This is a genomic window from Vibrio sp. KUL80 (assembly GCF_059725495.1).
In genome coordinates, this window is record NZ_AP045841.1 from 431,830 (window position 1) to 445,047 (window position 13,218).

At 46.7% G+C, this 13,218-nt stretch carries 12 protein-coding genes; 7 read left to right on the top strand and 5 right to left on the bottom strand.

Annotated features, from left to right (window positions below; genetic code table 11):
• Nucleotides 1–53 precede the first annotated feature (53 nt).
• From AC6I8U_RS02000 to metK, 3 genes are all read right to left on the bottom strand, one after another.
• A complete protein-coding gene (locus AC6I8U_RS02000) occupies nt 54–563 on the bottom strand; it encodes a SprT family zinc-dependent metalloprotease (protein WP_498017607.1) in 510 nt (169 codons plus the stop codon).
• A 72-nt stretch (nt 564–635) separates the two neighbouring features.
• Nucleotides 636–1,430 (bottom strand): DUF2189 domain-containing protein, encoded by a 795-nt coding sequence (locus AC6I8U_RS02005; RefSeq protein WP_498017608.1) that lies wholly within the window; start codon nt 1,428–1,430, stop codon nt 636–638.
• Nucleotides 1,431–1,810: 380 nt separating this feature from the next.
• Nucleotides 1,811–2,962, bottom strand: coding sequence for a methionine adenosyltransferase (gene metK / locus AC6I8U_RS02010; protein WP_234495121.1), 1,152 nt, complete (start codon nt 2,960–2,962; stop codon nt 1,811–1,813).
• A gap of 310 nt (nt 2,963–3,272) precedes the next feature.
• Between metK and tkt the strand changes: the two genes are divergently transcribed.
• The 5 genes from tkt to mscS all read left to right on the top strand — a co-directional run bounded on the left by tkt (nt 3,273) and on the right by mscS (nt 10,128).
• On the top strand, nt 3,273–5,285 hold the full coding sequence (gene tkt / locus AC6I8U_RS02015; RefSeq protein WP_498017609.1) for a transketolase: 2,013 nt from the start codon (nt 3,273–3,275) through the stop codon (nt 5,283–5,285).
• Nucleotides 5,286–5,441: 156 nt separating this feature from the next.
• Nucleotides 5,442–6,467: an erythrose-4-phosphate dehydrogenase gene (gene epd / locus AC6I8U_RS02020; RefSeq protein WP_498017610.1), complete on the top strand. Its 1,026-nt coding sequence runs from the start codon at nt 5,442–5,444 to the stop codon at nt 6,465–6,467.
• 152 nt (nt 6,468–6,619) lie between these two features.
• On the top strand, nt 6,620–7,783 hold the full coding sequence (locus AC6I8U_RS02025; RefSeq protein ID WP_498017611.1) for a phosphoglycerate kinase: 1,164 nt from the start codon (nt 6,620–6,622) through the stop codon (nt 7,781–7,783).
• Between the two features lie 139 nt (nt 7,784–7,922).
• Nucleotides 7,923–8,999, top strand: a complete 1,077-nt coding sequence (fbaA, locus tag AC6I8U_RS02030; protein WP_498017612.1) for a class II fructose-bisphosphate aldolase — start codon at nt 7,923–7,925, stop codon at nt 8,997–8,999.
• A 265-nt stretch (nt 9,000–9,264) separates the two neighbouring features.
• Nucleotides 9,265–10,128 carry a small-conductance mechanosensitive channel MscS gene (gene mscS, locus AC6I8U_RS02035; protein WP_042473269.1) on the top strand — a complete coding sequence of 288 codons (864 nt, stop codon included), beginning with the start codon at nt 9,265–9,267 and terminating at the stop codon, nt 10,126–10,128.
• Nucleotides 10,129–10,165: 37 nt separating this feature from the next.
• Here the strand turns inward: mscS and AC6I8U_RS02040 are convergent, their stop codons facing one another.
• Nucleotides 10,166–10,663, bottom strand: coding sequence for a YbaK/EbsC family protein (locus AC6I8U_RS02040; RefSeq protein WP_498017613.1), 498 nt, complete (start codon nt 10,661–10,663; stop codon nt 10,166–10,168).
• A gap of 6 nt (nt 10,664–10,669) precedes the next feature.
• Nucleotides 10,670–11,290, bottom strand: a complete 621-nt coding sequence (locus AC6I8U_RS02045; protein ID WP_042496218.1) for a LysE/ArgO family amino acid transporter — start codon at nt 11,288–11,290, stop codon at nt 10,670–10,672.
• A gap of 121 nt (nt 11,291–11,411) precedes the next feature.
• On the opposite strand from AC6I8U_RS02045, the gene AC6I8U_RS02050 reads away from it, so the two are divergent.
• Together AC6I8U_RS02050 and AC6I8U_RS02055 are read left to right on the top strand one after the other, a co-directional pair.
• Nucleotides 11,412–12,308 (top strand): LysR family transcriptional regulator ArgP, encoded by an 897-nt coding sequence (locus AC6I8U_RS02050; protein ID WP_234495124.1) that lies wholly within the window; start codon nt 11,412–11,414, stop codon nt 12,306–12,308.
• Between the two features lie 108 nt (nt 12,309–12,416).
• Nucleotides 12,417–13,112 carry an oxidative stress defense protein gene (locus AC6I8U_RS02055; protein ID WP_498017614.1) on the top strand — a complete coding sequence of 232 codons (696 nt, stop codon included), beginning with the start codon at nt 12,417–12,419 and terminating at the stop codon, nt 13,110–13,112.
• Nucleotides 13,113–13,218: the final 106 nt, after the last annotated feature.

The window sequence follows — 13,218 nt, forward strand, 5'->3', positions numbered from 1 at the left end:
AAAGGTTGAGATAACCTAGTGTAACTCGCAAAAAAGACCTTAGCTATCGATAGTTAGCTCAGTTGTTTTCCTGTGTACTCTATAGTTTGGCCGCACTTTCGACAGCGGTAGTTGGCTTGTTGGCGCAAGACCTTATTGTGGCGTCGTATGGTCACAGCAAATGTGTCGCATTGGCAGCGGTACTCAAACGTGCGTCCCTGTACAGACTGGATATTGAGTGAGTGTGTGGTGTTTGGTGCAATATGGAATACTTGGTTCATGACCATCTGCCACTCTTTGCCATGCGGGCGCACGCGACCGAACAGCGCGAAGGTAATTAAATGAGCGACTTCATGGGGAATGACTTCGTCGATAAACGCCTGTTGATTCTCGACAAAAAGCACTGGGTTTAAACGGACCTCCCAGGTCTGTAGATACGCTTTACCTGCGGCTTTTCCGCGCAGCTTGTAGTTGAGCGCTGGGACGGGGAAGTCTCTTTCAAAGTAGTGACGTGCACGCTCAATACAACGAGACAGTGTTTTTAAAGCAAGATAGTGAAGCTGCTCTGATAATTCTGCATCCACGAAGTTCAATCCAAACAAAAAGCGCCCAAACAGGGCGCTATTCTACTTAGGATGTGATGTTATGCCAACGCATCAGACATGATGCTTCTTCTTGATGGTCTCATGGTAAGCATGCCATGTTCCGTAGCCGAGAATCGGCATAGTTACGATCATTCCGATCCCGTAGGTGGCAAAGCCAATTAAAATACCGCCGCAGATGATAAGAGCCCACACAATCATGGCTGGAACGTTGGATTTCACCGCATTAAAGCTGGTGAAGACCGCAGTCATGATGTCGACTCGACGCTCCATCATAAGAGGGATCGAGAAGGCAGATATGCTGAAGATAACCGCTGCGATAACCGCGCCAACAACACTGCCGGTAATCAAAAACGGCGCGAACTCAGTTAGGGGAGCACCTTGCACTGATGGGTAGAGCGCATGTAACAGCGCAGCGATACGCATCCAAAATATCATCGCTACCGCGAGTAACACGGCAAACGCCCATTGTGACGTCGAGTTGCGACCAATCGCTTTCATAGAGTGAAACAGGCTCGGTTTGTGCCCTTTTTCTCTCTCCCAAGCGGCATCATAAAGACCCAGCGCCAAGAAAGGCCCGATAAGCACATAAACGACGAGGCTTGGCATAATGACGAGGTGTGTACCTTGCCATTGCACCAATAGAACGATCACGACCGCAGCTGCGGTAAAGCAGAGCCCGTAGAAAGCACTAATGATTGGCATACGTATGAGGTCATGCAAGCCGAGCGCAAGCCAGTGGAATGGGGCTGATACACTCAGTTGGTTGCACGGAATGGTTTTAGCGTAATCTTGATCCCTGACTTCATGTTTCTTCTGGAAGTCATCAGAATTTACAGTTCGAGGCATATGTCCTCCCTGATTGACAAACTGGCCTTCGTTTTATCAGGGCATGGCGCTAATGGTCGCGGTGTTAAAGCGAGCAGCGACTCTCGCCGCCGTTGACGTGTCACTGCCAGCTTACCGTTATTAGCGTCTTCCCCTCTTAAGTGCTCTGTTTTGCATACGAACAAACCGAGCAAATTGGTCTATTCGCAAGGGCACTTTTGATTAACTATTGACCGTGTTACAGGAAAACACAATTTTCAAAAGGGTATTAAATCAAAGCCACTTGAGTTGAAGTTAACAACTTTGTAACAAAGTGTTTGAAAAGACAGGATTAAAAAAATAAAAAAGCCCTCAAAAAAATTTGAGGGCTTTTTTGGAGTAAATACTCAGACTAAGAGTAATTACAGACCAGCGAAATCACGTAGGATTGCCGCTTTGTCTGTCGCTTCCCAAGGGAACTCTTCGCGACCGAAGTGACCGTATGCTGCAGTCTTCTTATAGATAGGTTGCAGCAGGTTTAGCATCTCTTGCAGGCCGTATGGACGCAGGTCGAAGTTTTGACGAACTGCTTCTACGATGATGTCGTGAGAAACTTTTTCAGTACCAAACGTCTCAACCATGATAGATGTTGGATCAGCAACACCGATTGCGTAAGACAGTTGGATCTCACAACGGTCAGCCATACCAGCCGCTACGATGTTCTTCGCTACATAACGTGCTGCGTATGCTGCAGAACGGTCAACTTTTGATGGATCTTTACCAGAGAATGCACCACCACCGTGACGAGCTGCGCCGCCGTAGGTATCAACGATGATCTTACGACCCGTTAGACCACAGTCACCCATAGGACCACCGATTACGAAACGACCGGTTGGGTTGATGAAGAAGTTGGTTTCTTTGTTGATCCACTCAGATGGTAGTACTGGCTTGATGATCTCTTCCATTACTGCTTCACGCAGATCCGGTGTTGAGATTGAATCACAGTGCTGAGTTGAAAGAACAACCGCATCGATACCAACGATCTTACCTTGGTCGTATTGGAACGTTACCTGAGACTTAGCGTCTGGACGTAGCCAAGGTAGAGTGCCGTTCTTACGTACTTCCGCTTGCTTTTGAACAAGACGGTGAGAGTAAGTGATAGGTGCTGGCATTAGGATGTCAGTTTCGTTCGTTGCGTAACCGAACATGATGCCTTGGTCGCCTGCGCCTTGCTCTTTTGGATCTTCTTTATCAACACCCTGGTTGATGTCTGGAGACTGCTTACCGATGGTGTTTAGAACGGCACAAGAGTCCGCGTCAAAACCCATGTCAGAGTGAACGTAGCCGATTTCGCGAACGGTTTCACGAGTTAGCTCTTCGATGTCTACCCATGCTGAAGTGGTGATCTCACCACCCACCATCACCATGCCAGTCTTAACGTAAGTTTCACAAGCAACACGTGCTTTTGGATCTTGTTCTAGGATTGCATCAAGAACCGCGTCAGAGATTTGGTCTGCGATTTTATCTGGATGGCCTTCTGATACTGACTCAGAAGTAAACAGGTGCTTAGCCATGAGAGCTCCAATTACTGTTTTTAAGCGAGTGTCGAATCACTCACTTGTAATAAATTCAATGATATATAGTAGGTGTATCTACATCTAGACGTCTATTCTAGTCATCAATGTTCGATTAGCAAGCGATTTTTGCTTTTAACATATAGCCAAACGTTTGCCTATTTTGCGCGTGGATCGCCACATTCCGGCGACATTATTCGGCGATAATGCCAAAAAATGACGGTAAATCGTTTGCAGAGACTATATGGCTTTGCGACAATAGCCGCCGCTGATTATTCAATCAGTCTATGAAAAACTTGGAATTCGCTTAATGCACTCAGGAGCAGACATGTCTTCTCGTAAACAACTCGCTAATGCAATCCGCGCGCTAAGCATGGATGGTGTTCAACAAGCTAACTCAGGTCACCCAGGTGCACCAATGGGTATGGCAGATATCGCTGAAGTTCTTTGGCGTTCTCACCTAAATCACAACCCGTCAAACCCAGAGTGGGCTGACCGCGACCGTTTCGTACTGTCAAACGGCCACGGCTCAATGCTGATTTACTCTCTGCTTCACCTAAGCGGTTACGAGCTATCAATTGACGATCTTAAAAACTTCCGTCAACTGCACTCAAAAACACCAGGTCACCCAGAGTACGGCTACGCACCAGGTATCGAGACGACGACTGGTCCTCTAGGTCAAGGCATCACTAACGCGGTTGGTATGGCGATTGCTGAGAAATCTCTTGCAGCGCAATTCAACAAAGAAGGTCACGATATCGTTGACCACTTCACTTATGTATTCATGGGTGATGGCTGTCTGATGGAAGGTATCTCTCACGAAGCGTGTTCACTAGCGGGTACCCTAGGTCTAGGCAAGCTGATCGCGTTCTGGGATGACAACGGCATCTCTATCGATGGTGAAGTGGAAGGTTGGTTCTCTGATGACACACCTAAGCGCTTCGAAGCATACGGCTGGCACGTAATCCCTGCAGTAGACGGTCACGATGCTGACGCGATCAATGCAGCGATTGAAGCGGCAAAAGCGGATCCACGTCCAACACTTATCTGTACTAAAACCATCATCGGTTTTGGTTCACCAAACAAAGCGGGCTCTCACGACTGTCACGGTGCACCACTAGGTCACGACGAAATTGCAGCAGCGCGTGAATTCCTAGGTTGGGAACACGGTCCATTCGAAATCCCAGCAGACATTAAAGCTGAGTGGGATGCAAACGAAGCGGGTAGCGCAAAAGAAGCAGCTTGGAACGAGAAGCTAGCAGCTTATGAAGCGGCTTACCCAGAACTTGCGGCTGAGTTTAAGCGTCGCGTGAACGGTGAGCTTCCAGCTCAGTGGGAACAAGAAGCAAGCAAGATCATTGCTGACCTTCAAGCAAACCCTGCAAACATTGCATCACGTAAGGCGTCTCAAAATGCACTAGAAGCGTTCGGTAAGATGCTTCCTGAATTCATGGGCGGCTCTGCTGACCTAGCGCCATCAAACCTAACCATGTGGTCTGGTTCTCAGTCGCTAACGGCTGATGATGCGTCTGGTAACTACATCCACTACGGTGTGCGTGAGTTCGGTATGACAGCGATCATCAACGGTATCGCGCTACACGGTGGTTTCGTACCATACGGTGCAACCTTCCTAATGTTCATGGAATATGCTCGTAACGCAATGCGCATGGCAGCACTGATGAAAGTGCAAAACATCCAAGTTTACACTCACGACTCTATCGGTCTGGGTGAAGATGGTCCAACGCACCAACCAGTTGAGCAAATTGCATCACTACGTGTAACGCCAAACATGAGCACATGGCGTCCATGTGACCAGGTTGAGTCTGCAGTGGCTTGGAAATACGCGATTGAGCGTAAAGACGGTCCGACGTCGCTTATCTTCTCTCGTCAAAACCTAACACAGCAAGATCGTGACGCTGAGCAGCTAGCAAACGTTGCTAAAGGTGGTTACATCCTGAAAGATTGCGAAGGCACGCCTGAGCTGATCCTTATTGCGACAGGTTCTGAAGTTGAGCTAGCAACAAATGCTTACGCTGAGCTAATTGCTGAAGGTAAGAAAGTACGCGTAGTGTCTCTTCCTTCTACTGACGTCTTTGACGCGCAAGATGAAGCATACCGTGAAGCGGTTCTTCCAGCGGAAGTAACTAAGCGTATCGCGGTTGAAGCGGGTATTGCGGATTACTGGTACAAGTATGTTGGCTTCGGTGGCAAGATCATCGGTATGACGACATTCGGTGAGTCTGCGCCAGCAGGCGAGCTATTCAAGATGTTTGGCTTCACGACTGAAAACGTTGTGAACACAGCAAAAGAGCTGCTTGCATAAGCACCTTTCTTCTTGAAATGAAAAACCGAGCACTAGTGCTCGGTTTTTTTCTGGGTCGAGAAACGCATTGTCACCAGCTTACAACTCTTGATGCGAAAGCAACCGTTATCGGTTACCATGCAAGCCTTTATCACGTGAACAAAAAGGCGTAATGCGATGCTAAGAGTGGCAATTAATGGCTTTGGACGCATTGGACGGAATGTACTCAGAGCGCTGTACGAAAGCGAGAAGAACGACCAAATTAAAGTCGTCGCCGTTAACGAGTTGGCGCAACCTGAAGCGATGGCTCACCTGCTTCAATACGATACCAGTCATGGTCGTTTTGATAAGAAGGTTTCTCATGACCAAGAGCATTTGTACCTTACGCATAAAGATGGTCAGTTCGACACCATTCGTATTTTGCATCTTGAGGACATCAGCCTGTTACCGTGGAAAAACCTAGAGGTTGATATCGTATTAGATTGCACTGGTGTATTCGGTAGCCGCGCTGATGGCGAGAAACACATCGAAGCTGGCGCAAAGAAGGTATTATTTTCTCATCCAGGTAGCAATGATCTTGATAACACCATTATTTTCGGTGTTAATCACCATACACTGACCAAAGATCACACCATCGTCTCCAATGGTTCTTGCACCACAAACTGTATCGTGCCGGTTATTCAAGCGTTAGATGAAGCCTTTGGTATCGACTCTGGGACTATCACCAGCATTCACTCTTCAATGAATGATCAACAAGTTATCGACGCCTATCATGGCGATCTCCGCCGTACTCGCTCAGCCAGTTTATCCATTATTCCGGTGGATACGAAACTCCATAAGGGCATCGAACGCATCTTTCCGAAATTTTCTAACAAATTTGAAGCAATTTCTGTAAGAGTGCCAACAATTAACGTCACCGCTATGGATCTTAGTGTAACTATAAATACGAATGTGAAAGTTAATGACGTAAATCAAGTCATTATTAACGCTTCTCGGTGTACATTAGACGGCATTGTTGACTATACTGAAGCACCGCTGGTTTCCGTGGACTTTAACCACGACCCGCACAGCGCCATTGTTGATGGGACACAGACTCGAGTGAGTGATGGTCGTCTAGTCAAAATGCTGGTGTGGTGTGACAACGAGTGGGGCTTTGCTAACCGCATGTTAGACACCGCGTTAGCAATGCAAGCGTCTCAGTAGTATCAAGGGCGCTCTTGGGGAAAAATATTAATTTCGAAGGTTGAAATTAATATTCATGAGCCCAATATAAGTAAGCAGTTGATGAATTCTAAAACTTGGCAAGAAGCCGGGTTTCAAAAACTTTATTTATTTTTTAGTTGAGAGGACTAAACATGTCTGTAATCAAGATGACTGACCTGGATCTAGCAGGTAAACGCGTATTTATCCGTGCTGATCTGAACGTACCTGTTAAAGACGGTAAAGTAACATCTGACGCTCGTATTCTTGCGTCTCTACCAACCATCAAGCACTGCCTAGAAGCTGGCGCTAAAGTTATGGTTACGTCTCACCTAGGTCGTCCTACTGAAGGCGAGTACGCAGAAGAATTCTCTCTACAACCTGTAGTTAACTACCTAAACGACGCACTTGAGTGTGAAGTTAAGCTTGCTAAAGATTACCTAGATGGTCTAGAGCTTAACGCTGGTGAGCTAGTTGTTCTTGAAAACGTTCGCTTTAACAAAGGCGAAAAGAAGAACGAAGAAGAGCTATCTAAGAAATACGCTGCACTGTGTGACATCTTCGTAATGGATGCATTCGGTACTGCTCACCGTGCGCAAGCTTCAACTCACGGTGTTGGCATGAACGCGCCTGTAGCGTGTGCTGGTCCTCTACTAGCTAACGAACTAGACGCACTAGGCAAAGCAATGGACAAGCCTGCTCGTCCAATGGTTGCTATCGTTGGTGGTTCTAAAGTATCGACTAAGCTAACGGTTCTTGAGTCACTATCTAAAATCGCTGACCAACTTGTTGTTGGTGGTGGTATCGCGAACACGTTCATCGCTGCAGCTGGCCACAACGTTGGTAAGTCTCTATACGAAGCAGATCTAGTAGACACAGCTAAGAAGCTAATGGATGAGTGTGCAATTCCAGTTGCGACTGACGTTGCATGTGCAAAAGCATTCGACGAGAACGCAGAAGCTGAAATCAAGCACGTATCTGAAGTTCAAGACGACGACATGATTTTCGACCTAGGTCCAGACTCAACAGCTGAACTAGCAAAAATCCTGAAAGATGCTAAAACTATCCTATGGAACGGCCCTGTTGGCGTATTCGAATTCAAGAACTTTGAAGCGGGAACAGAAGGCATTTCTAAAGCGATCGCTCAATCTGAAGGTTTCTCTGTAGCGGGTGGTGGTGACACGCTAGCAGCTATCGACAAGTTCGGTATCAAAGCTGACGTTTCTTACATCTCTACAGGTGGCGGTGCTTTCCTTGAGTTTGTGGAAGGTAAAGTACTACCAGCAGTAGCAATGCTTGAAGAGCGTGCTAAAGCATAATTATCTTTTTTATTAAGCGGACTGATTGGTCCGCTTTTATCTATGCTGCAATGGCTGGTTAACTTTGATACAATGCCGCCCGTTGTGAGCAAACGATTGCCAATATTTATTTAAAACGACAGAAAATAGGACTTATTCCATGTCTAAGATCTTCGACTTCGTAAAACCAGGTGTTATCTCTGGCGATGACGTACAGAAAGTATTTGAAGTTGCTAAAGAGAACAACTTCGCTCTTCCTGCAGTTAACGTAGTGAACACTGACTCTATCAACGGTGTTCTTGAAGCTGCAGCTAAAGTTAAAGCTCCAGTTGTAGTTCAGTTCTCTAACGGCGGTGCTGGCTTCTTCGCTGGTAAAGGCGTTAAGCTTGAAGGTCAAGGTGCGCAAATCCTAGGTGCAGTTGCTGGTGCAAAATACGTTCACGCAGTTGCTGAATCTTACGGTGTTCCAGTGATTCTTCACACAGACCACGCTGCGAAGAAACTTCTACCATGGATCGACGGTCTTCTAGATGCAGGTGAAGAGTTCTTCGCTCAAACTGGTAAGCCTCTATTCTCTTCTCACATGATCGACCTTTCTGAAGAGTCTCTAGAAGAGAACATCGAAATCTCTGCTAAGTACCTAGCTCGCATGGCGAAAATGGGTATGACTCTAGAGATCGAACTAGGTTGTACTGGTGGTGAAGAAGACGGCGTAGATAACTCTCACATGGACGCATCTGAGCTTTACACTTCTCCAGAAGACGTAGCATACGCATACGAGAAACTAAACGCTGTTAGCCCACGTTTCACTATCGCTGCTTCTTTCGGTAACGTACACGGTGTTTACAAGCCAGGTAACGTTGTTCTAACTCCAACTATCCTACGTGACTCTCAAGCATACTGTTCAGAGAAGTTCGGTATCGCACCTAACGCTCTAAACTTCGTATTCCACGGTGGTTCTGGTTCTACTGAAGCAGAGATCCAAGAGTCTATCGGCTACGGTGTTATCAAAATGAACATCGATACTGATACACAGTGGGCAACTTGGGACGGTATCCGTTCTTACGAAGCTGAGAACCACGATTACCTACAAGGTCAAATCGGTAACCCAACTGGTGAAGACGCGCCAAACAAGAAGTACTACGATCCACGCGTATGGCTACGTGCTGGTCAATCTTCAATGGTTGCTCGTCTAGAGAAAGCTTTCGCTGACCTAAACGCTATCGACGTACTATAAGATTAAATCGCATAAGATTTAACTGATAGTAAGATGAAAAAAGTCGCTCTTTGGAGCGGCTTTTTTTGTGTCTGATGAAAATTGTGTGATTGATCTGAAAAAAACTGGCATTAACGCATATGTTTGCGTAACCTTTTGTTAAGTAATGTGTATTGATATTGATTTCCTGTATGCATTGCTGATTACGGCGCGCCTTTGCTAATAGAACAGTGGTATTAGCTAAGACTCGCTTTGCCCAATTCGTTTTATTTAAGAGGTACGCAATATGGCTGGTGAGTCAGTTGATATCGAAACTCCGCTCGTGGATAGCCTGTCGCATGCAGAAAAATGGCTAACCAATAACTCTGATCTTCTGATCCAGTACGGTGTAAACATCATCTCTGCACTGCTTATCCTATTTATCGGTAACATTATCGTTAAAGCGATAGCGGGCAGCGTCGCTAAGCTGCTGCACAAGAAGAAGATGGATAAAGCCGTCGTTGAGTTTATCCATGGGATTGTACGCTACACCTTATTTGTCATCGTACTCATTGCTGCATTAAGTCGCATCGGCGTACAAACCGCCTCAGTGGTTGCGGTCATCGGTGCTGCCGGTTTAGCTATCGGTCTTGCTCTGCAAGGCTCGCTTTCTAACTTTGCCGCGGGTGTGCTTATTGTTGGCTTCCGTCCGTTTAAGTCAGGTGACTACGTAGAGATTGGTGGTGTAGCGGGTTCAGTGGATTCTATCCAGATCTTCCAAACTATCCTTACCACACCAGACAACAAGATGGTTGTGGTTCCAAACGCATCGGTCATTGGCTCTCCAATCACCAACTATTCACGTCATGCGACTCGTCGTATCGACCACGTGATTGGCGTGTCTTATGGAGCGGACCTGAAGAAAACTCAAGAAGTGATTCGTAAGACGCTAGAAGCGGATGAACGTATCCTTAAAGAGCCAGGTATTACCGTGGGTGTCGTTGCACTTGCTGATTCTTCAGTGAACTTCGTGGTTCGTCCTTGGGTTCGCACTGAGCAATACTGGGACGTTTACTTTGATACGCTACAAGCGATTAAAGAAGCTCTGGACGCCGAAGGTATCGAAATTCCATTCCCTCAGATGGATGTGCACTTGAACAAAGTGGACTGATTGCTCCGGCGTTAACATCAGATGTAAAAAGGAGAAGCTAGGCTTCTCCTTTTTCTATTTCAATGATTTGGTTTGGAACGCTATCTAACACCTGCTTGAGAGCATTGCCGTCAATACCAAATGTCCACTCAGGCTTACCTGGCGTATAAAGGATCTCTTCGGCATCAAACAAACGGCTATCGACAACGATAGAGATGTCATCGGGCAAGCCGATAGGACAGACAGCCCCAGGAACACAGCCGATTTGTTCAATCATTTCTTCATTGCTACAGATAGAGGTGCGTTTGCCGAGCGCTTGTTTTAGCTGCGCTTTGTCTAGCCTTGAGTCTTTATCGGTTAGGAACAGAGCAAACCCTCCGCCTTTCTTTTTCAAAAATAAGCTCTTGCTATGCAGCCCGGTCCAGCCAAGCTCTTTCGCTATACGAACATCAGTTTCAAAATCCAGAATAGGCTCATGTTGCCACTTGGAAAAGGAGACGGATAACTGCTCCAAAAGCGCGACGTTAGCGAGGTAGATGGCTTCGGTTCTGTCCATCAAGACTTACTCCATTAATCCTTTTGTTAGTAACAGAGCAATAGTAAACATCATTGCCGCCACCGCCAAGTCGATACCCTTTTTAACTTTAGGTTTTGATAACGTTGGACCAAGTTTAGCAGCGCCCATCGATAGGGAATAGAACCAAACGAATGACGCGAGTACCGTACCAATAGCAAAAGCAATTCGGTCATTGCCCTCAAATTGGCCACCAATGGAGCCAAGGATAACAACCGTATCTAGATAGAGATGTGGGTTCAACACCGTTACCGCTAGGGCACCCAGCACCACTGTACGTCTTCCGCGTGCTAATACCTCGCCTGACGACTCTTTTGCTGCTGGTGCTTTAAACGCGCTGCGCAGTGATAACAAACCATAACCGGTTAAAAAGGCGATACCACCTAAAGTAACAGCGGTAAGCAACAGCTCATTTTGCGATAAGATCGCACCGCCACCAAAGATACCCAGTGAGATGAACGTCATGTCTAGCAGGCTGCACACCGTTGCTGTTGTCAGGTGGTGATTGCGTTTAATCCCCTGATTTAATACATAAGCGTTCTGAGCGCCAATTGGGATAATCATCGTTGCGCCCAATCCGAAACCTTGAAGAAGCACCCAAAAATTCACTTTAATTTCCTCACCACTGCATAAAAGAGAGCGAGAGAATAGCGATTCGATTATGATTAGGATAGTTAATAATATTAATGAGAAATAAGCTTAGCTAATGGCTGTTTTGAGAGGTTAAAAGATGCGCGGATTAGACTACAAATGGATAGAGGCACTGGATGCCATTGTTGAGCAAAAAAGCTTCGATAAAGCGGCTGAACACCTATATATCTCTCAATCTGCCGTATCCCAACGCGTGAAGCAACTGGAAAAATGGTTAGCGCAACCGGTATTGGTTCGCGAGCAACCACCGCGTCCAACCGCAGTCGGTAAAAAGCTGTTAGGTCTTTATCGTCGAGTGCGCTTACTTGAGCAAGAATTGGTGCCGGAGCTTGCTGCGGATCTTGGCGATAAACCCTTATCGGTGTCCCTAGCCACCAACGCAGACAGTCTCGCCACTTGGTTACTTCCAAGTCTGTTTCCTCTGCTCGAATCTAAGCGTGTTGAACTCGACCTTATTGTTGATGATGAAGGTCGAACCATAGAAAAGCTGAAAAATGGTGAAGTGGTGGGCGCTATCAGTCTCGAGCCACAATCAATCCCTGGCTGTGTAGCGGACTATTTGGGGCGTGTGGATTACCTTTGCGTGGCGAGCCCAAGCTTTATTAAGCGCTACTTTAGCCAAGGCGTGAATCGTGAAACCTTGATGAAAGCGCCAGCGGTTGCTTACGACCAGCATGATAAGATGCATCAGAAGTTTGTTAACCAGCACTTCAATATCATGCGTGGGAACATACTCAAACATACAGTGCGAAGCTCAGAGGCGTTTGTGAAGTTGGCTGTTGCTGGTGTTGCGTACTGTCTGATCCCTAAGCTTCAAATCCAAGAAGAGCTCGAGTCTGGCGCTTTGATTGAACTGACGCCCAACATCCTACTTTCCCACCAAATCTACTGGCACCATTGGCAGCTTGAAAGTGGTGTGTTGAGTGAGGTGTCAGACGCCATTATCGGTCACGCTAGGCAGTTTTTGCCACAATAGTGTCAGACAGCGTTTGGTCAATGTTCTGTCAGCTTTTAGATGTTTGGGAACCTATAGTCTATACCTATGCCTAATATTGAGTATGTGAAAATAAGACGAGGAGTCTTCATGAAACAGTCTTTAGTTGTTGGTAGTTTGGTGGTCAGTTTATTCGCGGCGCCAGTATTTGCGAGTCAGCCTGAATTTGCTCATATTTCTACGACAGGCTACGGTGAGATCCAGGCCACACCAGATATGGCTGAGTTTTCCGTTCGAGTGGTGCAGTCACAGATGGATGCCGATCAAGCTAAGCAAGGCGTAGATGCCGTCGTCGACAAATTTCTTGATGGCTTAACCAAGAATGGTATCGACAAAGCGGACATCCAAAGCTCAAACTTGTATCTCTCGCCGCAGTATCACTACCCAGAAAAAGGCAAGCCTGAATTGATTGGCTATCGCGCCTCTCGCACGGTGACGGTTCAGGTGATGGATCTCGATAAGCTTAATAACTACTTAGACCTTGCTTTAGAATCTGGAATCAATCAGGTCGACAACATTCAACTCAAAGTGAAAGACGAAGGGCAGTATCAAGAAGCGGCTCGCATGGCGGCGATAAAAGATGCGCAAAGCAAAGCGTCTTCATTGGCGAAAGGCTTTGAACAGCAGCTTGGGAACGTGTGGCGTATTGAGTACCGTCAGCAGATGAACCAGCCGGTGGTTATGCGCGCGATGGCGATGGATAGTAAGGCGGAGTCTAATAGTTATCAGGACTCGGTGATTACGATTCGTGATCGAGTGGATGTGACTTATCGGATTGGTGAGTGATGGTTTTTGGGGTAGCTAGAGGCTAGGGAGTCTACTTGAATTGCATAATTTGTTGTAAGTTCAGCGCATTATACCCCCTCTAGCTCCCCCTATATTAGGGGGAGAA

Bases quoted from the DNA above. Each gene is read 5' to 3' on its own strand.
- AC6I8U_RS02055 (WP_498017614.1), top strand. From the start codon at position 12,417: ATGAAACAGTCTTTAGTTGTTGGTAGTTTGGTGGTCAGTTTATTCGCG.
- AC6I8U_RS02025 (WP_498017611.1), top strand. From the start codon at position 6,620: ATGTCTGTAATCAAGATGACTGACCTGGATCTAGCAGGTAAACGCGTA.
- tkt (WP_498017609.1), top strand. From the start codon at position 3,273: ATGCACTCAGGAGCAGACATGTCTTCTCGTAAACAACTCGCTAATGCA.
- epd (WP_498017610.1), top strand. From the start codon at position 5,442: ATGCTAAGAGTGGCAATTAATGGCTTTGGACGCATTGGACGGAATGTA.
- AC6I8U_RS02040 (WP_498017613.1), bottom strand. From the start codon at position 10,663: ATGGACAGAACCGAAGCCATCTACCTCGCTAACGTCGCGCTTTTGGAG.
- AC6I8U_RS02050 (WP_234495124.1), top strand. From the start codon at position 11,412: ATGCGCGGATTAGACTACAAATGGATAGAGGCACTGGATGCCATTGTT.
- mscS (WP_042473269.1), top strand. From the start codon at position 9,265: ATGGCTGGTGAGTCAGTTGATATCGAAACTCCGCTCGTGGATAGCCTG.
- metK (WP_234495121.1), bottom strand. From the start codon at position 2,962: ATGGCTAAGCACCTGTTTACTTCTGAGTCAGTATCAGAAGGCCATCCA.
- AC6I8U_RS02005 (WP_498017608.1), bottom strand. From the start codon at position 1,430: ATGCCTCGAACTGTAAATTCTGATGACTTCCAGAAGAAACATGAAGTC.
- fbaA (WP_498017612.1), top strand. From the start codon at position 7,923: ATGTCTAAGATCTTCGACTTCGTAAAACCAGGTGTTATCTCTGGCGAT.